At 71.4% G+C, this 25,202-nt stretch carries 18 protein-coding genes; 1 reads left to right on the top strand and 17 read right to left on the bottom strand.

The genetic code is table 11. The features are described from left to right. Window positions 1-28: 28 nt before the first annotated feature. The 9 genes from rpmA to JEK78_RS15575 all read right to left on the bottom strand — a co-directional run bounded on the left by rpmA (window position 29) and on the right by JEK78_RS15575 (window position 13,949). Entirely contained in the window at window positions 29-283 is a 255-nt protein-coding gene (gene rpmA, locus JEK78_RS15615; protein ID WP_200259659.1) for a 50S ribosomal protein L27, read from the bottom strand. A gap of 13 nt (window positions 284-296) precedes the next feature. Next, window positions 297-617: a 50S ribosomal protein L21 gene (gene rplU / locus JEK78_RS15610; protein WP_200259656.1), complete on the bottom strand. Its 321-nt coding sequence runs from the start codon at window positions 615-617 to the stop codon at window positions 297-299. 299 nt (window positions 618-916) lie between these two features. Continuing rightward, the gene (locus tag JEK78_RS15605; protein WP_200259653.1) at window positions 917-5,083 is read right to left on the bottom strand and encodes an Rne/Rng family ribonuclease; all 4,167 of its coding nucleotides are present in this window, start codon (window positions 5,081-5,083) and stop codon (window positions 917-919) included. Between the two features lie 274 nt (window positions 5,084-5,357). Further along, the gene (locus JEK78_RS15600; protein WP_200264200.1) at window positions 5,358-6,176 is read right to left on the bottom strand and encodes a TIGR03936 family radical SAM-associated protein; all 819 of its coding nucleotides are present in this window, start codon (window positions 6,174-6,176) and stop codon (window positions 5,358-5,360) included. Between the two features lie 182 nt (window positions 6,177-6,358). Beyond that, window positions 6,359-8,323: a TIGR03960 family B12-binding radical SAM protein gene (locus JEK78_RS15595; RefSeq protein WP_200259650.1), complete on the bottom strand. Its 1,965-nt coding sequence runs from the start codon at window positions 8,321-8,323 to the stop codon at window positions 6,359-6,361. A gap of 102 nt (window positions 8,324-8,425) precedes the next feature. Then, window positions 8,426-9,943: a CYTH and CHAD domain-containing protein gene (locus JEK78_RS15590; protein WP_200259647.1), complete on the bottom strand. Its 1,518-nt coding sequence runs from the start codon at window positions 9,941-9,943 to the stop codon at window positions 8,426-8,428. A gap of 188 nt (window positions 9,944-10,131) precedes the next feature. Further along, entirely contained in the window at window positions 10,132-11,328 is a 1,197-nt protein-coding gene (gene rodA, locus JEK78_RS15585) for a rod shape-determining protein RodA (RefSeq protein WP_200259644.1), read from the bottom strand. Continuing rightward, entirely contained in the window at window positions 11,325-13,706 is a 2,382-nt protein-coding gene (mrdA, locus tag JEK78_RS15580) for a penicillin-binding protein 2 (protein WP_200259641.1), read from the bottom strand. The genes rodA and mrdA overlap by 4 nt, the downstream gene beginning before the upstream one ends. Window positions 13,707-13,790: 84 nt before the next feature. Next, entirely contained in the window at window positions 13,791-13,949 is a 159-nt protein-coding gene (locus tag JEK78_RS15575) for an Arc family DNA-binding protein (RefSeq protein ID WP_200259638.1), read from the bottom strand. Window positions 13,950-13,999: 50 nt separating this feature from the next. Between JEK78_RS15575 and JEK78_RS15570 the strand changes: the two genes are divergently transcribed. Continuing rightward, the gene (locus JEK78_RS15570; protein WP_200259634.1) at window positions 14,000-15,247 is read left to right on the top strand and encodes an RNA-guided endonuclease TnpB family protein; all 1,248 of its coding nucleotides are present in this window, start codon (window positions 14,000-14,002) and stop codon (window positions 15,245-15,247) included. A gap of 141 nt (window positions 15,248-15,388) precedes the next feature. Here JEK78_RS15570 and mreD read toward each other — a convergent pair whose 3' ends face one another. From mreD to clpX, 8 genes are all read right to left on the bottom strand, one after another. Beyond that, on the bottom strand, window positions 15,389-16,060 hold the full coding sequence (mreD, locus tag JEK78_RS15565) for a rod shape-determining protein MreD (RefSeq protein ID WP_200259631.1): 672 nt from the start codon (window positions 16,058-16,060) through the stop codon (window positions 15,389-15,391). 12 nt (window positions 16,061-16,072) lie between these two features. Then, complete coding sequence (gene mreC, locus JEK78_RS15560; protein WP_200259628.1) at window positions 16,073-17,029, bottom strand: rod shape-determining protein MreC; 957 nt, start codon at window positions 17,027-17,029, stop codon at window positions 16,073-16,075. A gap of 153 nt (window positions 17,030-17,182) precedes the next feature. Next, window positions 17,183-18,202 carry a rod shape-determining protein gene (locus JEK78_RS15555; RefSeq protein ID WP_200259625.1) on the bottom strand — a complete coding sequence of 340 codons (1,020 nt, stop codon included), beginning with the start codon at window positions 18,200-18,202 and terminating at the stop codon, window positions 17,183-17,185. A 293-nt stretch (window positions 18,203-18,495) separates the two neighbouring features. Then, window positions 18,496-18,909, bottom strand: a complete 414-nt coding sequence (gene ndk / locus JEK78_RS15550) for a nucleoside-diphosphate kinase (protein WP_200259622.1) — start codon at window positions 18,907-18,909, stop codon at window positions 18,496-18,498. A 65-nt stretch (window positions 18,910-18,974) separates the two neighbouring features. Further along, complete coding sequence (locus JEK78_RS15545; RefSeq protein ID WP_200259619.1) at window positions 18,975-19,322, bottom strand: DUF4233 domain-containing protein; 348 nt, start codon at window positions 19,320-19,322, stop codon at window positions 18,975-18,977. A 6-nt stretch (window positions 19,323-19,328) separates the two neighbouring features. After that, entirely contained in the window at window positions 19,329-20,843 is a 1,515-nt protein-coding gene (locus tag JEK78_RS15540; RefSeq protein WP_200259616.1) for a folylpolyglutamate synthase/dihydrofolate synthase family protein, read from the bottom strand. Window positions 20,844-20,985: 142 nt separating this feature from the next. After that, on the bottom strand, window positions 20,986-23,610 hold the full coding sequence (locus JEK78_RS15535; RefSeq protein WP_200259613.1) for a valine--tRNA ligase: 2,625 nt from the start codon (window positions 23,608-23,610) through the stop codon (window positions 20,986-20,988). A 207-nt stretch (window positions 23,611-23,817) separates the two neighbouring features. Next, the gene (gene clpX / locus JEK78_RS15530; protein ID WP_200259610.1) at window positions 23,818-25,104 is read right to left on the bottom strand and encodes an ATP-dependent Clp protease ATP-binding subunit ClpX; all 1,287 of its coding nucleotides are present in this window, start codon (window positions 25,102-25,104) and stop codon (window positions 23,818-23,820) included. Window positions 25,105-25,202 lie beyond the last annotated feature (98 nt).

Genomic DNA, 25,202 nt, shown 5'->3' with positions numbered 1-25,202 from the left:
GTCCGCCTCGCGGAACGAACGTGCGCGGTCAGGCGACCGGGACGATGTTCACGACCTTGCGGCCGCGGCTGGTGCCGAACTGCACCGAACCGGCCTGCAGCGCGAACAGCGTGTCGTCGCCGCCACGCCCGACGCCGGAGCCCGGGTGGAAGTGGGTGCCACGCTGACGGACCAGGATCTCACCGGCGTTGACGACCTGACCGCCGAAGCGCTTCACGCCGAGCCGCTGGGCATTCGAGTCGCGACCGTTCCGGGTGGACGATGCGCCCTTCTTGTGTGCCATGTCTCCTCAGTCCTTACTTCGCAGCCGCGGGGATCGCCGTGACCTTGAGCGCCGTGTACTGCTGGCGGTGGCCCTGACGACGGCGGTAGCCGGTCTTGTTCTTGTAGCGCAGAATGTCGATCTTCTGGCCCTTGTGGTGGTCCACGACCTCGGCCTGGACCTTGATCCCGGCCAGTACCCACGGGTCGCTGGTCACAGCGTCGCCGTCGACGACGAGCAGGGTCGAGAGCTCGACCGTGTCGCCGACCCCGGCGGTGGAAATCTTGTCAACCTCGACGATGTCGCCGACAGCAACCTTGTGCTGACGACCACCGCTGCGCACGATCGCGTACACGCGGGACTCTCTTTCGCTCGGATCACGGCACCCCCGCAGGCCAGCCGCCCGGCGCGAACACGAACGGCCTCTTCCGGTCACCGGGTGCCCGGAACCGGAAGGAGGAGGTTTACGGGGATGTGGCGCGTCAGTCGACACACCGAAGGTCGAGTTTACGGGCGCCGCGCCCGGAGGGTCAAACCAGGACTCCCGGCGTCACGCCCCCGCCGCGGAAGACCAGCGGACGCGCCGGTGCCCGGCGATCACCGAGAGGTGATCGCCGGGCACCGGGACACGCGGCCGTGACCGGACGGGCGTCGTCACTCCTGGGGCGACGCCCCTGTCGAGGCGTCGGCGGTCTTCGTCGCCGTCGCCTTCTTGGCGGTGGCCTTCTTGGCCGCCGTCTTCTTGGCCGCGGCCTTCTTCGCGGGCGCCTTCTTCGCCGCGGTCTTCTTGGCCGCGGTCTTCTTGGCGGTCGTCTTCCTCACCGCGGCCTTGCGCGTCGTGGCGGCCGGCTCGGGATCCCGCTCCGCGCCCTCCGCCCCCGAATCGACGGCCTCCGGGCTCTCCGCCTTCGTCGCCGTCGCCTTCTTGGCCGCGGTCTTCGTCGCCGTCGCCTTCTTGGCGGTGGCCTTCTTGGCCGCCGTCTTCTTGGCCGCGGCCTTCTTCGCGGGCGCCTTCTTCGCCGCGGTCTTCCGCGCCGCCGTCTTCTTCGTCGGCTCCTCGCCTTCGGCGGGCGAGGTCGTCGAGGCCTCCGGCTCGACCGGCCCCGTCGGCGCCGCCTGCTCCGTCGCCGACGGCACGACCACGACGGCCGCGTCCTCCGACGCCGTGGCGGCGGCGGCCGAGCGTACGGCACGCCGTCGAGGGCGGGCGGGCGCGACGGGCGACTCGGCCTCCCGCGTCGGTTCGGCGGCCGGCTCCTCCGCGGCCGAACGCCGCTCGCCCGCGGGCTCCACCACGGTGACGGCGCTCGCCTCGGAGGCCACCGGGGACCCGGCGGGGGCGGATGCCCTCCGCGTCGCGCGACGCCTCGGGCGACCCTGCCCGGTGTCCTCCGTCGCCGGGGCGGGTACGACCGCGTCCTCGACGGCCACCGGCTCCGTCAACGCCTCGGCGGCGGAATCCGGCCGCACCGGACGCGCCACCTCCTCCTCCACGGTGGCGGATGCCGCCGTCGGCTCCTGGCGCACCGGGGGCTCGACCTCTCGCGGGCCACCCGCCGGGGCCGAGGCGCGCCGCCCGGACCTGCGTCGGGACCGGCCACGACCGGCCGCGGCCTCCGCCTCGGCGACGCTGTTGAAGAGTTCCTCGTCCGGGGCGAAATCGGGAGAGGGCAGCGCGACCGGCTCGGCGACCTCGACGGTCTCCTCCGACTCGGTCTCCGCTTCCTGCTCGGCGGTCACGGCGTCGACGGCCGCGTCCTGCGGCAGCTCGGACGCCCCGGCCCGAGCGCGCTTGCGCCGCTTGCCACCGCCACCGCCACCGCCGGAGACGGCCGTGGGCTGGTCGAGGTGGACGAGGACGCCCCGCCCGTTGCAGTGGACACAGGTCTCGGAGAAGGACTCCAGCAGTCCCTGGCCGACCCGCTTCCGGGTCATCTGCACCAGGCCCAGCGACGTCACCTCGGCCACCTGGTGCTTGGTGCGGTCCCGGCCCAGGCACTCCAGCAGCCGGCGCAGCACCAGGTCCCGGTTGGATTCCAGGACCATGTCGATGAAGTCGATGACGATGATGCCGCCGAGGTCGCGCAACCGGAGCTGGCGCACGATCTCCTCGGCCGCCTCCAGGTTGTTCCTGGTGACCGTCTCCTCCAGGTTGCCGCCCTGACCCGTGAACTTCCCGGTGTTGACGTCGACGACCACCATCGCCTCGGTCCGGTCGATGACCAGCGATCCGCCGCTGGGCAGCCAGACCTTCCGGTCCAGCGCCTTGGCGAGTTGCTCGTCGATCCGATAGGTGGCGAAGACGTCGACCTCGCTGGTCCACTTCTGCAACCGGCCGACGAGGTCCGGGGCGACGTGCGAGACGTAGCCGTGCACCGTCTCCCAGGCGTCGGCGCCGCTGACGACGACCTTGGAGAAGTCCTCGTTGAAGATGTCCCGCACCACCCGGACGGTCATGTCCGGCTCGCCGTAGAGGAGGGTGGGGGCGTTGCCGCTCTTGGCCTTCTTCTTGATCTCCTCCCACTGCGCCTGCAGCCGTTCGACGTCGCGGCGCAGTTCGTCCTCGCTCGCCCCTTCGGCGGCTGTGCGCACGATGACGCCCGCGTCGTCGGGAACGACCTTCTTCAGGATGCTCTTCAACCGCGAACGCTCGGTGTCGGGCAGCTTGCGGCTGATCCCCGTCATCGAACCCTCGGGCACGTACACGAGGTACCGGCCCGGCAGCGACACCTGGCTGGTCAGACGGGCGCCCTTGTGCCCGATCGGGTCCTTCGTCACCTGCACCAGCACCGACTGGCCGGACTTGAGCGCCGTCTCGATCCGCCGCGGTCCGTTGCCCATGCCGAGGGCCGCGAAGTTGACCTCACCGGCGTAGAGGACGGCGTTGCGCCCCTTGCCGATGTCGATGAAGGCGGCCTCCATCGAGGGCAGGACGTTCTGCACCTTGCCGAGGTAGACGTTGCCGACGTACGAGGTCGCCTGCTCCTTGTTGACGTAGTGCTCCACGAGCACGCCGTCCTCCAGGACGCCGATCTGGGTGCGGTCGCCGTGCTGGCGGACCACCATCACCCGGTCGACGGCCTCCCGACGGGCCAGGAACTCGGCCTCGGTGATGATCGGAACACGCCGACGCCCCTGCTCGCGCCCCTCCCGGCGCCGCTGCTTCTTGGCCTCCAGACGGGTCGAACCCTTGATGGACTGGACCTCGTCGGACGGCTCGGCGACCTTGCGGGGTTCCCGGACCTTGACCACGGTCCGCTCGGGGTCGTCGGCGGAGGTCTCGGTGTCCGCGGACGAGTCGCCGGCCCGGCGGCGGCGACGACGACGGCGACGGCTGCTGCTGGAGCCGGCCCCGCGTTCCTCGCCCCGCGTGCCGTCCGCGTCCTCGTCGTCCTCCGCCGTCTCCTGCTCGGCGGCGCGGTCCTCGGAGTCCTCGTCGGGCTCGCCGTCGACGGAGTCGGTCCCGTCGCCGTCGACGGACTCGCCGCGCCTACGACGACGGCCGCCGCGACGCCGGCGCCGTCGGGCGCCGCCGTCCTCGCCGGCGTCGGCGTCCTCGCCGCCGGGCTCCTCGGTCTCGTCGTCGCCCGTCGGCTCCTCGGTGCTCGCCTCCGGGACCGTCGACCGCTCGGAGTCCCCGGCCCGCGCCGTCGCCTCCCGCGTGGTCGGCTCGACCTCGTCGGCGGGCGAGGCGCCTCGGCGGCGCCGGCGACGGCGGCCGGGCCCCGTCTGCTCCTCCGAAGGCTCCTCGACCCGAGCGGATTCGACGGCCCCGGTGGCGCCGGACGCCTCCGCCGCCGCCTCCGCGGCGGCGCGCTCGGGGGTCTGGAACTGGGGCTCGGTGAAGACCGGCGGCTGGAAGACCGCGACGGCGGGTCGCGACGGACGCCGACCGCCCTTCGCGCGGGCCTTCCCCTCCGTCTCCGTCGCGTTCTCGGCCTCCTGGGCCCGCGTCTCGGCCGGAGCCGCGAACCCGGCGGCGGCCTTGCGGACCGCGCGTCGGCGGGCACGGCGCGGCGCGGGCTCCTCGGCCGCCTCCCCGAGGGCGGACGGGGACGACGAGGGCTCGGCGACGTCGGCCCGCGTCACCACGGGTTCCGCCGAGGTGGACGGCTCCTCGGGAGAGGCGGAGGCGACCTCCGGGGCGGACCCGCCGGCAGCGGCCTCCTCCGACCCCGCCCCGGCGGTGCCGGGGGCGGCGACGCGGCGCGTGGCCCTACGTCGGGTGCGACGGGGCGCGGGCTCCCCCTCGGCCGGCGCCACCGCGGCGGCCGGCTCCTCGGCGGGCGGCGCGTCGGCCTCGGCGGGCACAGCGGCGGTCTCGGCGGGCACAGCGGCGGTCTCGGCGGGCGCGGACGCGCTCCGCGTCGCCCTGCGGCGTCCGCGCCTCGGCGGGGCCTCCGCCGCCGAGGCGGGGTCCTCGGCACGCTCCGTCGCCGGACTCTGGGCCGCTCCCGCCGGAAGGACGGTCTCGGCGCTCTCCGCGGCGGACGGGGCTCCCTCGGGAGCGGAGGCCCGGCGTACGGCGCGGCGCCGCGGCCGACCGCCGGACGCGGCCGGCCCGGTCTCCTCCGCGGCGGGTGTGGGGACGTCCGGTGGGTCGATCTCGGAGGTCGCGGCGGCCTCCGCCGGTTCCTCGGTGTCCGCCTCCGCGGCGGCCGAAACGGCGCCGCGGGTCTCCCCGGGAGCCTCGGAGACGGCTGCCGGCGGCCCGGCGGGCCGGGAAGCGGCTCGCCGGCGGCGGCGCGGCGGCAGTGTGTCGCTGGGGGTGTTCGCCGCGGAGCCCTCGGTGGACTCGGTGGCTTCGGTCGGTTCGAGCATGCGGGCGTTTCTCCCGTCAGGCTCCCGGGCGCCGCGCCTGGCCCGGCGTCGACCTGGTCGACCGCCGCTGACGTCCGCGGCTCGCGCCAAGCGCGGTGCCGCCGTCCGGGGCGCGGGCGCCACTCGGGAACTCTCTGTGTCCTGTCTCGCCGGTTCCGTACGCCTTGTCGCGCACGGCCTGGCGAAAGTCTGCTGGTCGGTGCGCTGCCCGACCCAGGTGGCTCCCGAGTCCGAGGGCGGCGCTTACGGCGTCCGTCCCTACGCGGAACCTTCCCTACGCGGGCGCCGTCGCGGCGGCGGTCGCCGTGGCCGGGTGGGGCCCGGTCACTGCCGCCTCGCGGTCGGGCGCGAGCGGGTCGGTCACCGCACCGGTCTCTTCATCGAGCAGCCCCTGCGCCAGCCTGGTCACCTCTGCGGCGACCGGCGGCGCCAGGTCGGCCACGGCTCGGAGGCCGGACAGGACGTCGTCGGGTCGTACGGCAGGCGTCACGTGCCGAACCACCAGCCGCAGTATCGCACAGGGCCGACCGGTCGTCCCATCGGCCCGCGCGCCGTCCGTCCCGACCACCCGGAGGTCCCGGACCGCGGCGCGGGCGTCGAAGGCACGCACCCCGCTCTTGGTCCTGCGGCGCACCTCGACGGAGTCCGCCGCCGTGAACGCCGCCACCGCCGCCTCGGCGTCGGCCCGCTCCACCCCCGTCAACCGCATCTCCCACACGGAGCCGGTCAGTCGGTCGGCGAGCCCGGTGGTCCGAACCTCGACCGCGTCGACGATGTCGACGCCGTCCGGCAACGAGGCGTCCAGGAGCGCCCTGACCCTCTCGGGGTCACGGGCCTCGGTGAGCGCGATCTCCAGGTACTCCGCCTCACTGCCCGTGCCGGTGGGTGCGGCATTGGCGTAGGAGACCTTCGGGTGCGGGGTGAACCCCGCCGAGTACGCCATCGGCACCTCGGCGCGGCGCAACGCGCGCTCGAAGGCGCGTTGGAAGTCACGGTGGCTGGTGAACCGAAGACGTCCGCGCTTGGTGTACCGCAGGCGAATGCGCTGCGCCGCGGGTACCGGCGGCGGGCCTTCCGGCTGTCGCTTGCCCAGTGTCGCTCAGTCCTTCGTGAGAACGGTCTTCCTGCCGTCAAGAGTACGTCCCGGGACCCCACCGGTTCCCGGTGGGTGTCCCGCGCCGCTCCGCCACCGGCTCGGCCACGGCGTGGGGCGCGTCGCGAGCCGCGGCGGACGCCCGTCGCCCCGGCGCGAGTGCGTCGGTCGCCCCGGTCCGGTCAGCCCGCCGGAGGCTTCGGAGTCGACTCGACCGCCAACGGCAGCAGCTTCTTGCCGCTGTTGCTCACCTGCGGCCAGGTGTCGAACTGGGGGCACACACCGCAGTCGAAGCACGGGGTCCAGCGGCAGTCCTCGACCTCGGTCTCGTCGAGCGCGTCCTGCCAGTCCTCCCAGAGCCAGTCCTTGTCCAGGCCCGAGTCGAGGTGGTCCCACGGGAGGACCTCCTCGTAGCCGCGTTCGCGGGTGGTGTACCAGGCGACGTCCACGCCGAGCGGCTCCAGCGCCCTGTCGGCACAGGCCATCCAACGGTCGTAGGAGAAGTGCTCGCGCCAACCGTCGAACCGCCCGCCGTCCTCGTAGACGGCGCGTACGACGGCGCCGACCCTGCGGTCGCCGCGGGAGAGAAGGCCCTCGACGATGCCCGGCTTCCCGTCGTGGTAGCGGAATCCGATCGAACGGCCGTACTTCTTGTCTCCCCGGATCTTGTCCCGGAGCTTGGCCAGGCGGGCGTCGGTCTCCTCCGCCGAGAGCTGCGGCGCCCACTGGAAGGGGGTGTGCGGCTTGGGCACGAAACCGCCGATCGACACGGTGCACCGGATGTCGCCGGACCCGGAGACCTCGCGTCCCTTGGCGATGACACGGGTGGCCATGTCGGCGATCTGGAGGACGTCCTCGTCGGTCTCGGTGGGCAGACCGCACATGAAGTACAGCTTGACCTGACGCCAGCCGTTGCCGTAAGCGGTGGCGACGGTACGGATCAGGTCCTCCTCGGAGACCATCTTGTTGATGACCTTGCGGATGCGCTCCGATCCGCCCTCGGGCGCGAAGGTCAGGCCCGAACGACGCCCGTTGCGGGTGAGTTCGTCGGCCAGGTCGATGTTGAAGGCGTCGACCCGGGTCGACGGCAGCGAAAGCCCGACCTTGTCGTCCGTGTACCGGTCCGCCAGCCCCTTGGCGATGTCCCCGATCTCGGAGTGGTCGGCGGAGGAGAGCGAGAGGAGACCGACCTCCTCGAAACCCGTCGCCCGCAGCCCCCGGTCGACCATCTCGCCGATACCGGTGATGGAACGCTCCCGGACCGGGCGCGTGATCATGCCCGCCTGACAGAAGCGGCAGCCCCGGGTACAGCCCCGGAAGATCTCCACGGACATCCGCTCGTGGACCGTCTCGGCGAGCGGGACCAACGGCTGCTTGGGGTAGGGCCACTCGTCGAGATCCATCACCGTGTGCTTGTCGACCCGCCACGGCACGCCCGAACGGTTCGGCACCACACGGGCGATCCTGCCGTCCGGCAGGTACTCCACGTCGTAGAAGCCCGGCACGTACACCCCGCCCGTCCGCGACAGGCGGAGCAGGAGTTCCTCGCGCCCGCCCGGACGGCCCTCCTCCTTCCAGGCCCTGATGATCCCGGTGGCCTCCAGGACGGCCTGCTCGCCGTCGCCCAGGACGGCGCAGTCGATGTAGTCGGCGATCGGCTCGGGGTTGAAGGCGGCGTGACCGCCGGCCATGACGATCGGATCGTCGTCGCCCCGGTCCCTCGACTCCAGGGGAATGCCCGCCAGGTCGAGGGCGGCGAGCATGTTCGTGTATCCCAGCTCCGTGGAGAAGGACAGCCCGAGGACGTCGAAGGCCCGGACCGGGCGGTGGCTGTCGACGGTGAACTGCGGCACTCCGTGCTCGCGCATCAGCGCCTCCAAGTCCGGCCAGACGCTGTACGTGCGCTCGGCGAGGACCCCGTCCTGCTCGTTCAGCACCTCATAGAGGATCATGACACCCTGGTTGGGGAGTCCGACCTCGTAGGCGTCCGGATACATCAGGGCCCAGCGGACGTCGCAGGCGTCCCAGTCCTTGACCGTGGAGTTGAGCTCGCCGCCGACGTACTGGATCGGCTTCTGCACATGCGGAAGCAGTGCTTCGAGCTGCGGGAACACGGAAGACACGGACTCGGTGGCTTCGGCAGGCATCTCGCGGAACCTTCGTGTGATGACCGGGCGTCCCCCGGCGGGCCCGGGGCGGGTGGCCATCCAGCCTAACGCCACGCACGAGGTCCCCCGAACCCTCGGAACTCAGGGCCCGCCACGCGTGGCGCGCCACAGAGTGGGCAGGGCCGCCTCGATCTCGGCCGCGCGGCGCTCCTCACGTCCGTACAGCACCCCGTAGGTGAAGCCGCTCTCCCCGGCCGCGTGTGCCTGGCGGGCCACCTCCCTGAGCGCCTCGCGGGTCATCACACTGTCCTGGTGGTCCCCCAGGAGATTCTGGAGAGCCTTCGCCGACCGGACGAGCGCGGCGGCCGGGTCGCCCAGCGGCGGGGTGGCCGCCTCCGCGCTGTACCGCGTCCGCTTGGCCTCCTTGCGGGCCTCGTGCAGCGCGAGGTCGCGGTCGGGTCCCGGCGGGAGGGCGAGCGCCCGCTCGATCAGTCGCGCCATCCTGCCGAAGTCCTTCCGGACGGCCTTGCCCATGACCTTCGCCGGTTTCCCCGTGCGGCCTCGGGGTCGCGTCGGCGGCTCGGCGAGCAGGTCGTCCAGGGCGGCGAGGAGGGCGAGGTAGCGCCCGCCGTCGAGCACGGCGACGAGACGGCGCCGGGAACCGCCGCCGCGCGCGTGCGACCAGGTGCGCAGACGAGTCCGGACGGGCCCGGCGATCAGCCTTCGCGGCACGTCGTCCAAGGCGAGGGACAGCCGCTCGCCGATCACCTCATGGTCCCGACCGACGCCCAGTTCCGCGCCCAGCCACTTCAGTTCCCCGCCGACGGGATCGGTGACGGCCCGGTCGAGGACGGCGCGGTAGGAGCGCAGGGCGCCGCGCAGCCGGCGCGTGGCCACCCGCATGCGGTGCACGGAGTCGGGCAGGCCGAGGCGCACTTGGGGGTCCAGCGCGACCAAGGCGTCGCGCTGGGCGCGCGCGTAGGCGAGCACGTGGTCGCCCGCCGTGACCGGGGCCGGCGCGACCGGCGGCCTCCGCCGGGTCTCGCGCGGCTTTCCGGGCGCCGTCCGGGCCAGCGCGTGCGCCAGCTTGGAGGACGACCGGGACGGGCGGACGCCCGCCTTGCGCATCCGCTTGTCGATCGCGTCGAGGAGTCCCGGATCGGCCCCGTCCGCCGCCTCGACCTCGATCTCGGACCACTGCGCGGGGTGGCCCACACCGGGCTCGCCGAGGCGTTCGGCGCACACGGCGTCGACGGCGACCTCGGCGAGGACCCCGCCGCGGTCGTCCACGAGGTCGTGGACCTCCCGGTCGGTGACCAGTCGGGCCACGGGCTCCAGAGCGGCTCCGCGGGTCCGGGAACGAACGAGCCTCACCAGTCGGCGGGGCGGGCGGTCGGAGAGCGGCGCGTGGACCTCGTCGCGCACCCCCGGGGCGACGGGAAGCTTGAGGTGCCATCCGGCGTCGGATCCGCCGGTGCGGCGGCGAAGGGTGACGGAGGCGGCGGCCAGGCGCTGGTCGGCGGTGTCGTAGTAGGTCGCGTCCAGGTGGGCCACGCCCTTGTCGACCACGGCCGCCACGCCGGGCACGCCGGTCAGGTCGGGCAGGCCGCTGTCCTTGGACTCGTACTTCCGCTCGATCTCGCGCCTCGTGTCCGCCATGGGGTGAATCTAGTCCGGTCGGGCGGGTGGGTCACGAGGACGTGGGGGCGGGGAAGGCGGGGCCGGCCGATTCCCCCCGGTCGACCGTCGTCCCCCACGGGGGGCGAAGTGGTTCGCCGGTGCCGGCAACGATCGGGCACCGCCGCGCCGGGCCTCGCACGGCCGGCCGTGCGGCGTGCCGCCGTGCCTCAGGCGGACATGGGTCTGCGGGCCGTGATCGACTGCAACAATCCCACCGCCATCCACACGGCGAACATCGACGATCCCCCGTAGGAGACGAAGGGCAGAGGCAGGCCCGTCACCGGCATGATGCCGAGGGTCATGCCGATGTTCTCGAAGGACTGGAAGGCGAACCAGGCCACGATCCCGGCGGCCACGATGGTGCTGTAGAGGTCCGCCGAGTCCCGCGCGATGCGGCAGGCGCGCCAGAGGATGACACCCAGCAGGACGACGATGAGGGAGGCCCCGAGGAAGCCGAGTTCCTCACCCGCCACGGTGAAGACGAAGTCGGTCTGCTGCTCGGGGACGAACCGTCCGGTCGTCTGCGAGCCGTTGAAGAGCCCGGAGCCGGTCAGACCGCCGGAGCCGACGGCGATGCGGGCCTGGTTGGTGTTGTAGCCGACGCCGGCCGGATCGAGTTCCGGGTTGGCGAAGGCCGCGAAACGGTTGATCTGGTACTCGTCGAGCACGCCGAGCCGCCACACGGCCAGCGATCCCGCGACGCCCGCGCCGAGCAGTCCGAAGACCCACCGGTTGGAGGCACCGGAGGCCAGCAGCACACCGAGCACGATGACCACCATGACCATCACGGACCCGAGATCGGGCATGAGCATCACGATCAGGCACGGCACCACGGCCAGTCCCAGTGCCTGGAGGACGGTGCGCTGACCCGGGTAGGGCTTGTCACCGGCGTCGACCCGGGCCGCGAGGAGCATGGCCATGCCGAGGATGATCGTGACCTTCGTGAACTCCGAGGGTTGCAGCGAGAACCCGCCGGGAAGCTTGATCCAGGAGTGCGCGCCGTTGATCGTGGTGCCGAGCGGGGTGAGGACCAGCAGGACCAGCAGGACGGAGGCGCCGTAGAGCACCGGCACCGCCGTGCGCAGGGTGCGGTGGCCGAGCCACACGGTGCCGATCATCAGCGCGATGCCGATACCGGTGTTGAGCAGGTGGCGGACGAGGAAGTAGTACGGGTCGCCCTGATTGATGTCGGTGCGGTTGCGGGTCGCGGAGTAGACGAGCAGGGAGCCCAGCAGGGACAGCGCGGTGGCCGACAGGAGGATCGGCCAGTCGAGCCGCCGGGCGACCGAACCCCGGGCGAAGAGGCTGGTCCACCAGCCGCGTTCGGGTCCGTACCCGGAGACCTGGAAGCCGACTCCGGTCATCGGCGCGCCTTCCCGCTCCGGCGGCGGCGAAGGCCGTGTGGGTGCTCTCGGGACAGGCGGGCCGGGGCTCGCCCGGACCGATCGCGCCCACCCGCGCGGCGGCGCCTCCGGGTGTCCCGGTTCTCCGAGGGCTGTCGCGGGGCCGTCGCCTCGGCGTCCGGTCCGTCGTCGCCGGGCGCGTCGACGTCCTGGCCGTCGGCGTCCCGGGGTCCGGGTCCCGTCTCCCCGCTCTCCTCGCCGTTCTCGTCCGTCTCCCGTTCGGCCCTCAGGTCCTCGACCGGGTCTTCGGGCATCCTCGGCGCGGCGACGGTCCCATCGCTGTTGATCTTCGGGAGGGCCTGCTGCGGTTCGGGAAGCAGGGCCTTGGACGTGTCGATCGAACCGTCCTCGGCCACTCCGTAGAGCGCGTTGTAGATGTTGCGCACGGCGGGTCCGGAGGCGCCGGAGCCGGTGCCTCCCTGCGCGATCGTCATGACGATCGCGTAGTCCTCCGTGTAGGTGGCGAACCAGGAGGTCGTCTGCTTCCCGTAGACCTCGGCCGTGCCGGTCTTGGCGTGCATGGGAATCTCGTCCTGCGGCCAGCCGCCGAACCGCCAGGCCGCCGTGCCCCGCGTGGCGACGCCCTCCAGGGCACTGTCCATCCGCTTCAGCGTGGTCTGGCTTATCGGCAGTTCGCCGTGGGACTTGGGAGCGATCTCGGTCACGCGCTTGCCGTCCGGGCTGACGATGGCCTTGCCGATGGAGGGGTCGTACAGCGTGCCCCCGTTGGCCAGGGCGGCGTAGATGGTGGTCATCTGGATCGGGGTGACGAGGGTGTCACCTTGGCCGATGGAGTAGTTGATGGCGTCACCGGCGCGCATCTTGTTGCCTTCGAGGCAGTTCTCGTAGGCGATCATCTCGACGTACGAGCCGCCCTTCTTGCCGGTGCGGCACCAGGCGTCCTTGTTGGCGTCCCAGTAGTCCTGCTTCCACTGCCGGTCCGGCACCCGGCCGGTGACCTCGTTGGGCAGGTCGATACCCGTCTCCGCGCCGAGGCCGAACTCGTGGGCGGTCCGGTAGAAGTGGTCCTGCGGGTCCTTCGGAGTCATGCCGCCGTCCTGCTTCCACTGGTCGTGGGCGAGGCGGTAGTAGACCGTGTCGCAGGAGACCTCCAAGGCCCTGCCGAGGTCGATGGAGCCGTGGTCGGCGGACTCGAAGTTCTTGAAGACCTGACCTCCGACCGAGTAGGAGCCGGAGCAGTGGTACCCGCCGTCGAAGTCGTATCCGGCGTCGACCGCCGCGGAGGTGGAGACGACCTTGAAGATGGAGCCGGGCGCGGCCTGGCCCTGGATGGCGCGGTTGAGCAGGGGGTAGTGCGAGTCCTTGCCGGTGAGCTTCTCGTACTCCTTGGCGGAGATACCGCCGACCCAGACATTGGGGTCGTAGGTCGGGTTGGACGCCATGGCGACGACCCGGCCGGTCCGGGCCTCCATGACCACGACCGCCCCGGCGTCCGCCTCGTAGGTCCGGTTGGTGTTGCGGTCCCACTGCGTGCGGGCCACCTTCATGGCCTCGTTCAGTTCGTACTCGGCGATCCGCTGGACCCTGGCGTCGAGGCTGGTCACGAGGTGGGAGCCCGGCACGGCGGCGTCGGACTCGGCCTGGCCGATGACCCGGCCCAGATTGTCCACCTCGTAGCGGGTGACGCCCGCCTGGCCCCGTAGCGCTTTGTCGTACTGGCGTTCCAGGCCGGATCGACCCACCTGGTCGGAGCGGAGATAGGGCGCCTCGCTTTCCTGGGCCCGCTGGATCTCCTCGTCCGTCACCGGGGAGAGGTAGCCGAGGACCTGGCCGGTGTTGGCCTGACCGGGCGCCGGATAGCGACGGACCGCCTGCGGCTGGGCGGTGATGCCGGGGAACTCCTCGGCGCGTTCGCGGATCTGAAGCGCCTGTTTGGGGGTGGCCTCGTCGGTGATCGGGATGGGCTGGTAGGGGGAGCCGTTCCAGCAGGGCTGCGGGGTCTGCGCGTCGCACAGCCGGACCTTCTCGGCGACCTCCTCGGAGGCCATGCCCAGGACCTCGGCGAGCTTGGAGAGGACCCCCTCGCCGTCGTCGCGCATCTTCATCAGGTCCGTGCGGGAGGCGGAGACGACCAACCGGGTCTCGTTGTCCGCCAGGGGGACTCCCCGGGCGTCGAGGATGGAACCGCGTACGGCCGGCTGGACCACCCGCTGGACGTGGTTGCCGGAGGCCTCCGCGGCGTACTCGGCCCCTTGACGGATCTGCAGGTACCACAGGCGCCCGCCCAGGGTGCCGAGCAGGGACAGCACGAGGATCTGGATGACGACCAGCCGGATCTGGACGCGTGGGCTGCGACCGGTCTCGGGAATGTTGGTCACCGGGTTCCTCCGAGGATGCCCCGGCCTTCAGGCCGGGGAGGAATCGGACTCCTGCGGAGCAGGGTAGGGAAAGCCGAATCGCCGTCAGGGCGATTCGGCGTCGGCCACGGAGATGTCGCGCTCGACCTCCAGCCGGTAAACGATCTCGGAGTTGAGGGACCTGCGGGCGGACCTGGCCTGAGTGACCAGCCACTCGTGCAGGTCGGCGGGCAGGCGGAGCGTGATGCGCTTCTCTTCATCCATGACCCCAGAGTAGTGGATTTCGAGTGGTCAACCGGTGGTAAGGTGACACCATGACGACATGGCAGAAGGTTTCGGGGGATACCGGGCATGCCCGGTACACCTACCGGCTTCGCGTGTCGTCGACCGCCCGCACCGGGCTGCTCGCCGAGTGGGCGCGCTGCCGGTGGGTGTGGAACGAGTGCGTGGCCATGTCCCGCAAGGTCCACGCCGCGAACCGCGCCAACCCGGACGACAAGGTGACGTGCGGTCCGGCGCAGCTGGACAAGATGCTGACCGAGGCCCGCAACGCCATGTCGTGGCTGCGTGAGGGCGCGTCGGTGCCGCAGCAGCAGACCATCCGCGATTTCGCCAAGTCCCGCACAAAGGCACTCAAGGACATCAAGGCCGGGCTGCCGCTCCGGCAGCGCGCCGGGATGCCCCGTATCAAGCGGAAGCGGGACGCGCTGCCCACGCTGAACTACACGCAGCGCGGGTTCCGGTTGAAGGACGGCCGCCTGCACGTCGCGGGCGGCATCGCCTTGACCGTGGTGTGGTCCCGCGACCTCCCGGCCGCGCCCACCTCGGTGCGCGTCCACCAGGACTCCTTGGGGCACTGGTACGCGTCGTTCGTCGTCGCCACCGAGGTGCGGCCGCTCCCCGCCACGGGACGCGTGCTGGGCGTGGACTGGGGGGCCAAGGAGACCGCCACCACCACATCCGAGGCCCACGACCTCCCCCACGCCGAACACGGCGAGAATGCCGCGCAGCGCCTTGCCCACTACCAGCGGATGATGGCCCGCCGCCGCCCCGCCAAGGGACAGGCAGCGTCCAAGGGCTACCGGCAGGCGCGGCGGCAGACCGCCAAGGTGCACAAGAAGGTCGCCCGGCAACGCCAGGACACCGGCCGCAAGTGGGCCAAGTCCGTCGTGACCGACCACGACGCGATCGCCGTCGAGGACTTCCGCCCGAAGTTCCTCAGCCGTACCACCATGGCCCGCAAAGCCGCCGACGCGGCGATCGGCGCCACCAAGACGGCCCTGATCGAGATGGGCCGCAAACACGCACGGGACATCCATCTCGTGCATCCCGCGCACACCACCATGGACTGCGCGGCGTGCGGAGCGAGAACCAAGCACGCACTTCCTCTTTCCGAACGTACCTACACCTGCACCGCGTGCGGAGTCGTATCCCCCAGAGACAAGAACTCCGCCCGCGTGATGCTCGTCCGGGCTGGTCTCAACCCGGCTGGTGCCGATCGTGTAAGAGCCGGCGGACCGCTGGTCCCCAGCCAACGTGAGCCAGGAATCCCCGTCCTTTAGGGCGGGGAGGATGTCAATGCGGCTGCCTCCCCCGCTCGGCGCGCGGACGTGACGGGTGCGTGCGTGCGTACGGGTGAGGAACGCCGGTCCGCCCGCGCGGAGTTCCCCCCGCGGGGCGGCACCCGGTGAACGACGCTGCTGTCACGGCCGCTTGACCCCCTTGATCCGCCCGGCTCTTGCCACCCGGGCCCGGACCATCCTGGCGCGCAGGCCGCCACGCCGACCACCGACACGCATCCCGGTACCCGAGGCGGACCAAGCGGCCGAGACGTCGGGCCCCGGGCCCGCCGCCCCGGTCTCGGACAGCGGATCGTTCTCGGCGCGCCGGGCCAAGGCCATGACCCCGGGGATCACGAACGGCGCGAGCAGGAGGTCGTAGAGCGTGGCGGTGAACAGCAGCCCGGCGAGTCCCACGTGCTGTGCCGCGGTGTCGCCCACGAGCATGCCGACGCCGGCGTGCAGCAGGGTGGAGCCGACGGCCGCCGCGACCACCGTCGTCAACGGGCCGGACGCCGACTTCAGTCGGCCGTTCTCCGGGCGGAAGAGCCCGGCGAGGTAGCCGACGACGCTCAGCACCAGGGCGTACCGGCCGACGGCGTGGTCGGCGGGCGGGGCGAGGTCGGCGAGGAGTCCGGCGCCGAAACCCACGAGGGCGCCGCCGACATGGCCGTAGGCCAGGGCGAGTCCGAGGACCGTGAGCAGCAGCAGGTCCGGCACGGCACCCGGGAGGTGCAGCCTGGCGAGGACGCTGACCTGGAGCACCAGGGCGACGACCACCAGGGAGGAGGAGAGCAGGATTCGATTGACGCGCATGATCTGGTGCCCCTACCGCTCGGGCTGCCCGGCGGGCAGCGTGCCGTCGACCGGCTCTCCGGCGGACGGCGTGGCGGTCACCGTCACCGTCGGCACGGGGGTCGGTTCGGGCTTGTCGGGCAGCACCGTGTCCCTCGGGTCCTTCTCGGGCGCCTGGACGACGACGCCGACGATGTCGAGTGTGGTGAAGGAGACGTAGGGGGTGACGTAGAGGGTGCGGGTGAGGTCGCCGCCCGAGGGATCGACACGGCTGACGACGCCGACCGGCACTCCGGGCACGAACGGCTTGTCGGCCTGGGACCCGAAGGTGACCAGTCGGTCCCCCTTCTCCACCTCGGCACGGCCGTTGAGCAGCTCGACGCGCAGCGGGCGGTCCCCCTGTCCGGACGCGAACCCCAGTTCGTCGCCGGACTCCATCCGGGTACCGACGGTGAAGTCGGGATCGGTGGCGAGCAGGACCGTCGACGCCGTCGGACCGACCGTCGTCACCCGCCCGACGAGACCGTCCCCGTTGAGCACGGTCATGTCGCGTTCGATACCGTCCTCGGAGCCCGCGTCAATGGTGACCGTCCAGGAGAAGCCCTGGGCCGCCCCTATGGCGGTGACCTGGGCTCCCTTGATGCCGTACTGGCCCTTCCCGGCGGTCTTCAGCAGCGCCTCCAGCTGGGCCAGGCGGCTGCGTCCGCGCTCGTCGCTGCCCAGTCGGGCCTTGAGCGCGGTGTTCTGTCGCTCCAGCAGCGCCAGCCGGTCGTGTCGGTCACCCGAGCCCCGGACCGCCGCCACCGCGTTGCCGACGGGGTCGACCGCCGCGGACACGCCGTTCTCGATCGGGCCGAGCACGGAGGCCGCGACCCGGCGCGCTCCGTCGACCGGCGAGTCCTCCCCGCCGCGGATGTCCACCGTGATCAGCGCGAACGATACGGCGATCAACAGCACCAGGAGCAGCCGGCTCTCTTTCGTGTCCCTCACGTGCGGCGGCCGTGCCTTCCTCGTCGGAATTCGGGAAACTCGTCGGTGTCGGACAGGGCTTCGATCGGGCGACGGGCCGGCGCTCCGGACGCTATGCCAAGGGTCCGCCGTACGAGCGGACACCGTCTCGTACGGCGGGGCCGGCGTGCCGGGTCATCTGCGGGGCTGGGCGTCCAGCACCTGCTGGAGGGCTTCGAACTCCTCCACGCACTTGCCGGAACCCAACGCCACGCTGTCCAGCGGGTCCTCGGCGATGTGGATCGGCATGCCGGTCTCCCGGCGCAGCCGCTCGTCGAGGCCGCGCAGCAGGGCACCGCCGCCGGTCAGGACGATGCCCCGGTCCATGATGTCGCCGGACAGCTCCGGCGGACACTTGTCCAGGGTGGTCTTCACGGCGTCGACGACGGCGTTGACCGGTTCCTCGATCGCCTTGCGGACCTCGGCGGCGGAGATCACGACGGTCTTGGGCAGCCCGGAGACCAGGTCCCGGCCGCGGATCTCGGTGTGCTCGTCGGCCTCAAGGTCGTAGGCGGAACCGATCGTGATCTTGATCTGCTCGGCCGTCCGCTCGCCGAGCAGGAGGGAGTACTCCTTCTTCACGTGCTGGATGATCGCGTTGTCGAGTTCGTCCCCGGCGACCCGGATGGACTGCGCGGTGACGATCCCGCCCAGGGAGATGACCGCGACCTCCGTGGTGCCGCCGCCGATGTCCACCACCATGTTGCCGGTGGCCTCGTGGACCGGGAGCCCCGAGCCGATGGCGGCGGCCATCGGCTCCTCGATGATGTGCACCTGCCGCGCGCCCGCCTGCGAGGAAGCCTCGATCACGGCACGACGCTCGACCCCGGTGATCCCCGAGGGCACACAGACGACGACCCGCGGGCGCGCCAGATACCGGCGCTTGTGGATCTTCAGAATGAAGTACCGGAGCATCCGCTCCGTGATCTCGAAGTCGGCGATGACGCCGTCCTTCAGCGGACGCACGGCGACGATGTTGCCGGGGGTCCGGCCGATCATCTTCTTGGCTTCCGCGCCGACCGCGAGGATGCCGCCGGTGTTGGTGTTGATCGCGACGACGGACGGCTCGTTGAGGACGATCCCGCGACCCCTGACGTACACCAGCGTGTTGGCGGTCCCGAGGTCGACAGCCATGTCACGGCCGATGAACGACATTGAGTACCCCATCAGGATTCGGCTGGCCTTCCCGGGAGCTTTTGAAGGCTTTTCAGGTAGGCGAGGTGGGCTGCTGTGACGTGAATGCTTCCATCGTAGACGCGCTTTCACGAACACCGCGCGAGGGTCTTCGCCATTGTCGGCAGATCAAGCGCCGCCTCGCCCGCGGAGTAGGCCGACCGTGTGACAGGTTCCCCCGATCGGCACCTTCCGGGTGACACGGGAGCGATCGCATGGACCGATATCGCCTGACGGGACATCAGCGACGCCCCGTCAGGAGGACTCCCGAAGCGTCAGACGCGTCCGGGAAAGAAGATCTTCAGCTCGCGCTCGGCGGACTCCTCCGAGTCCGAGGCGTGGATCAGGTTCTCCCGGACGATGACCCCGTAGTCACCGCGCACGGAACCGGGGGCCGCCGCGATCGGGTCGGTCGGCCCCGCCAGGGTGCGCACGCCCTCGATGACCCGCTCCCCCTCGACGATCATGGCCACCACGGGACCCGAGGACATGAACGCGAGCAGCGGCTCGTAGAAGGGCTTGCCCTTGTGCTCCCCGTAGTGCAGTTCGAGGGTCTCGGTGTCGAGCGTGCGCAGTTCGAGCGCGGTGATCCGCCAGCCGGCCTTGCGCTCGACACGGCCGATGATCTCGCCGGTCAGGCCCCGACGCACGGCGTCGGGCTTGAGCAGGACAAGGGTGCGCTGGGTCACGAGGGCTCCTAGAGAGGGGACGTGCGGGGTGAGGACAGAGGTTACCGGGCGTGTCGGGGAGCGGGTCAGGCGGCGTCCGCCGACGCCGCCTCGGCGAACCGCGCCTTCGCCTCGTCGATCTTGCGCCCGTAGTGCACCGAGGCCCACCACAGCACCCCGAAGATGACACCGAGGACGAACATCATCGGCACCACCAGTCCCGACACGAACAGGGCGGCCTGCAACAACCAGCCGAGGGCCACCCCGAACGGCCGGGTGACCGCGGCGCACAGCGCCAGACACAGGAACATCGCGACGCCGGCGACCGTCCAGACCGTCGCCATCGACAGATCCGGGTCCTTCATGGCCACCAGCCCCGCGAAGCCGATGACGAAGAACTCGCCGATCAGGGTCGAAGAACAGAGCGTGCGCACAGGGTGTCAGCCTCTCCCCAGAAGCAGTCGGGCCTCGCCGACGGTGATCACGGAACCGGTGACGAGCACGCCGCCCCCGGCGAACTCGCCCTCCTCCTCGGCCAGGGTGATGGCGGCCTCCAGCGCGTCCGGAAGACGCGGCTCGACCTGGACCCGGTCCGGGCCGAACACCTCGACGGCGACGGCCGCCAGCGCGTCGGCGTCCATCGCCCGATCACTGGAGTTCCGCGTGACGACCACCTCGGCGAACACCGGTTCGAACGCCTCCAGCAAGCCCCGCACGTCCTTGTCGCCTCCCGCGCCCACCACGCCCACCAGGCGGCTGAACTGGAACGCCTCGCCCAGGGCTGCGGCGGCTGCCCGCGCCCCCGCCGGATTGTGCGCGGCGTCCAGCACCACGGTGGGCGAGCGCCGGACCACCTCCAGCCGCCCGGGGGACGCCACGGTGGCGAACGCCCCGCGCACGATGTCGGCGTCGAGCGGATCGGCCCGCCGCGCGCCGACGCCGAAGAACGCCTCCACGGCCGCGAGCGCCACCGCCGCGTTGTGCGCCTGATGCTCCCCGTGCAGGGGCAGGTAGACGTCCGTGTACTCGCCGGCCAGGCCACGCAGCGTGAGCGACTGGCCTCCGACCGCCGTGCGCCGGGACATCACACCGAACTCCAGCCCCTCACGGGCAACCGTCGCGTCCACCTCCACGGCCCGCCGCAACAGCACCTGCGCCGCGTCCACCGGCTGCTGCGCCATGATCACCGTCGCGCCCGGCTTTACGACGCCGCCCTTCTCCCCGGCGATCTCCGCGGGCGTGGACCCGAGCCGGTCGGTGTGGTCCAAGGCGATCGGCGTGACCACGGCGACGTCCGCGTCGATCACGTTGGTGGCGTCCCAGCTGCCGCCCATGCCGACCTCGACCACGGCGACGTCGACGGGAGCGTCCGCGAACGCCGCGTAGGCCATCCCCGTGAGCACCTCGAAGAACGACAGGCGGTACTCCTCGCGCTCGTCGACCATCCCGACGTACGGCCGGATGTCCCGATAGGTCTCGACGAAACGCTCGGCGGAGACCGGCGCGCCGTCCAGGCTGATCCGTTCGGTGACCGACTGAACGTGGGGCGAGGTGTACCGACCGGTGCGCAGCTCGAAGGCGCCCAGCAGAGCCTCGATCATGCGAGCCGTGGACGTCTTGCCGTTGGTGCCGGTGATGTGGATGGAAGGGTACGAACGCTGCGGCTCGCCGAGTACGTCCATCAGGGCGGCGATCCGCCGCACGGACGGCTCCAGCTTGGTCTCGCCCCAGCGGCCGGCCAGCTCGGCCTCCACCTCACGCAGCGCCCGATCCACCTCCGGGTCCTCGGGACGCCCCGGGACCTCGGCGGGCCGCGGGCCGCTCTGGGCGCGCAGCGTGCGGCTGCCGGCCTCGATGACCGCGAGGTCGGGGTCGCGGTCGGTCTCGGCCTCGATGATCTCCTCGAAGGAGGCGAGGGGGTCGGGCTGGTCGTTGCTGCCGGGGATGTCGCTCACGGAGCCAGTCTACGTACCGTCGGCAGGTGGACACTCTGGCCGGGGACGGGCCCTGACCACAGGCGAAACGACCGACGAACCGGGGCCGGGGCGAGGCCGTGGGACGCCGGAAGACCGGCGCGCCCCTTCCTCGGCCCGTGCCTCAGCCCTTCGGCAGGGCGTCCAACTGCGACCGGATCCTGACACTCGCCTCCCGCGCTCCGGTCAGGCGGGTGCGGATCTTCTCCACCACGTGCCCGGGGGCCTTGGCGAGGAAGGCCTCGTTGCCGAGCTTCGCGGTGGCCTGCGCCTCCTCCTTCTCGGCCGCGGCGAGGTCCTTGGCCAGCCGCTTGCGCTCGGCGGCCACGTCGATGGCGCCGGAGAGGTCGAGCGCGACCTCGACGCCCGCGACGGGCAAGGTGGCCGTCGCGGTGAAGGAGGGACCCTCCGGCCGGAGCCGCAGCATCTGACGGATCGCGGCCTCGTGCGGCGCCAGCGCCGTGTCGGCCAGGGACAGCCGGGCCGGGACCCGCTGGCCCGGTTGGAGTCCCTGATCGCCGCGGAACCTGCGGACCTCGGTGATCACCGACCGGACGGTCGCGATCTCGGCCTCCGCCGCCTCGTCCCGGAAGCCGGAGTCGGTCGGCCAGGCGGCGACGACCAGCGACTCGCCGCCCGTGAGCGTCGTCCACAGCGTCTCGGTGACGAAGGGCACGATCGGGTGCAGCAGCCTCAGGGTGACGTCGAGAACCTCCCCGAGGACGCGCCTGGTCACCTCGGCCGGCTCGCCGGCCGCCTGGAAGGTGGTCTTGGAGAACTCGACGTACCAGTCGAAGACCTCGTCCCAGGCGAAGTGGAACAAGGCGTCGGAGACCTTGGCGAACTGGAAGTCCTCGTACAGCGCGTCGACCTCGGCCACGACCGCGTTCAGCCGGGAGAGGATCCAGCGGTCCGCGGAGGACATCCGAGCGGCCTCGGGGAGGGGACCCTCGACCGTGGCGCCGTTCATCAGGGCGAAACGGGTGGCGTTCCAGATCTTGTTGGCGAAGTTCCTGGAGCCCTGGACCCATGCCTCGCCGATCGGCACGTCCACCCCGGGGTTGGCCCCGCGCGCCAACGTGAAGCGGAGCGCGTCGGAGCCGTACTCGTCCATCCAGTCCAGCGGATCGACCACGTTGCCGAAGGACTTGGACATCTTCTTGCCGTGCTGGTCACGGACCATGCCGTGCAGGGCGACGGTGCGGAACGGCGGCGTCCCGTCCATCGCGTACAGACCGAACATCATCATCCGGGCGACCCAGAAGAAGAGGATGTCGTAGCCGGTGACGAGCACGGAGTTCGGGTAGAACTTCGCGAGGCTGTCGGTCCGCTCGGGCCACCCGAGGGTGGAGAAGGGCCACAGACCCGACGAGAACCACGTGTCCAGGACGTCCGGGTCCTGGTGCCAGCCCTCTCCCCGGGGCGGTTCCTCGTCCGGACCGACGCAGACCACCTGGCCCTCGGGTCCGTACCAGACGGGGATGCGGTGGCCCCACCACAACTGGCGGGAGATGCACCAGTCGTGGAGGTTGTCGACCCAGTCGAAGTAGCGCTTCTCCATCTCCCGCGGGTGGATCCGCACCCGCCCGTCCCGGACGGCGTCCCCGGCGGCGGCTGCCAGCGGACCCACCTTGACCCACCACTGCATGGACAGGCGCGGCTCGACCGTGGTCTTGCACCGCGAGCAGTGGCCGACGGAGTGGGAGTAGGGGCGCTTCTCCGCGACGATCCGGCCCTCGGCCCGCAACGCGGCCACGATGGCCGAGCGGGCCTCCAACCGGTCCTGACCCTGGAAGGGACCGTGGACGGTGATGGTCGCGCGTTCGTCCATGACCGTGACCGCCGGCAGGTCGTGTCGCCGACCGATCTCGAAGTCGTTCGGGTCATGGGCGGGCGTGACCTTCACCGCGCCCGTGCCGAACTCCGGGTCGACGTGCTCGTCGGCGACGACCGGGATGGAGCGGTCGGTCAACGGCAGCCGGATGTGCCGACCCACGAGGTGCCGGTAGCGCTCGTCGTCCGGGTGCACGGCGACCGCGGTGTCACCGAGCATGGTCTCGGCGCGTGTCGTCGCCACGACGATGCTGTCGTCCCCGTCGCCGTACCGCATGGAGACCAGTTCGCCGTCGTCGTCCTGGTACTCGACCTCGATGTCGGAGATCGCCGTCAGACAGCGCGGACACCAGTTGATGATGCGCTCGGCGCGGTAGATCAACTCGTCGTCGTGGAGGCGCTTGAAGATGGTCTGAACGGCCCGGGAAAGGCCCTCGTCCATGGTGAAGCGCTCCCGGGACCAGGCGACGCCGTCGCCGAGTCGGCGCATCTGGCCGGAGATCCGCCCCCCGGACTCGGCCTTCCACCGCCAGACCCGATCCGTGAAGGCCGACCTGCCCAGGTCGTGGCGGGACGTGCCTTCCTTGGCCAACTCGCGCTCGACGACGTTCTGCGTGGCGATGCCGGCGTGGTCCATGCCCGGCTGCCACAGCGTCTCGTGGCCCTGCATGCGCTTGCGCCGGGTCACCACGTCGATCAGCGTGTGCTCGAAGGCGTGGCCGAGGTGGAGGGACCCGGTGACGTTGGGCGGAGGGATCACGACGGTGAAGGGAGGCTTGTCGCTCGCGGCGTCCGCCTCGAAGTACCCCCGCTCCACCCAGCGCTCGTACAGCCGCCCCTCCACCTCGGCCGGCGTGTAGTTGGTCGGCAGTTCGGTCAGGGGCGCGGGCTGTGGCTGCTGAGCGTTCTCGGTCACGGGCTCAGTTTAGGGGCGAGCGGCCCCGACCCCTAAACACGATCCCGGCGGCCGGCGCGGACCGGCCGCTACCTTGGCGCGCCGCGCGGCCCGCCCGGGTTCGACCAGGGCGTCCGCCGGCGGGAGGCCCCGCCTCCGGGACCCGCGCGGGGGCCTCGACGGCGCCGGGCAGCGCCGATTCCCCGCGCGCGCCACCGGACGCACGCGTCAGGCCGTCTTCTGCTCCCCGGCACCGCGCCCTCGCGAGTCCCGAGGGATCAGCGTGGGGTTGACATTGGAGAGGACCACGTCGGCGGTGATGACGACGCGGGCTACGTCCTTGCGTGAGGGCACCTCGTACATCACGCCCTGGAGCACCTCCTCCATGATGGCGCGGAGCCCGCGGGCGCCCGTCTGTCGGAGGATGGCCTGGTCGGCGATGGCCTCCAGCGCCTCACGCTCGAAGTCCAGCTCCACGCCGTCGAGTTCGAAGAGGCGCTGGTACTGCTTCACCAGCGCGTTGCGCGGCTCGACGAGGATCTGGAGCAGCGCCTCGCGATCGAGGTTGTGGACGCTGGTGATGACCGGAAGGCGACCGATGAACTCGGGGATCATGCCGAACTTGACGAGGTCCTCCGGCATGACGTCCTCGAACTGGTCCTTGGCGTCGCGCTCCTGCTTGGAACGGATCTGGGCTCCGAAGCCGATGCCCTTGGCGCCGGCCCGGGACTCGATGATCTTCTCCAGTCCGGCGAAGGCCCCGCCCACGATGAACAGCACGTTCGTCGTGTCGATCTGGATGAACTCCTGGTGCGGGTGCTTGCGCCCGCCCTGGGGCGGAACCGACGCGGCGGTACCCTCCAGGATCTTCAGCAGCGCCTGTTGCACGCCCTCGCCGCTGACGTCCCGGGTGATGGAGGGGTTCTCGCTCTTCCGCGCGACCTTGTCGATCTCGTCGATGTAGATGATCCCGGTCTCGGCCTTCTTGACGTCGTAGTCGGCGGCCTGGATCAGCTTGAGCAGGATGTTCTCGACGTCCTCACCGACGTACCCCGCCTCGGTCAGCGCCGTGGCGTCGGCGATGGCGAAGGGGACGTTCAGCATGCGGGCGAGGGTCTGGGCGAGCAGCGTCTTGCCCGAGCCGGTCGGGCCGAGCAGCAGGATGTTGGACTTCGCCAGCTCGATGGCGTCCTCGCGGCCCTGCCCGCCGCCGTTCTCGCCCGCCTGGACCCGCTTGTAGTGGTTGTACACCGCGACCGAGAGGGCCTTCTTGGCGGCCTCCTGACCGACCACGTACCCCTCGAGGAACTCGTAGATCTCGCGCGGCTTGGGCAGTTCCTCCCAGCGCACCTCGCTGGTCTCGGCCAGCTCCTCCTCGATGATCTCGTTGCAGAGGTCGATGCACTCGTCGCAGATGTACACACCAGGCCCTGCGATGAGCTTCTTGACCTGCTTCTGGCTCTTGCCGCAGAACGAGCACTTGAGCAGATCTCCGCCGTCACCGATGCGTGCCACGGTGTGCTTCCCCTTCGCCTGGGAGACTCCTGGACGTCCACGCCCAGCGGACTCCTGGTGCTGCCTTGTGTCCGACGGTACCTTGCCGTGCCCCCCGT

It is taken from the genome of Streptomyces sp. HSG2 (genome assembly GCF_016598575.1).
GTDB lineage: Bacteria > Actinomycetota > Actinomycetes > Streptomycetales > Streptomycetaceae > Streptomyces.
The sequence above is the reverse complement of the archived record's forward strand: the minus strand, read 5'-3'. Positions and strand labels throughout refer to the sequence as shown.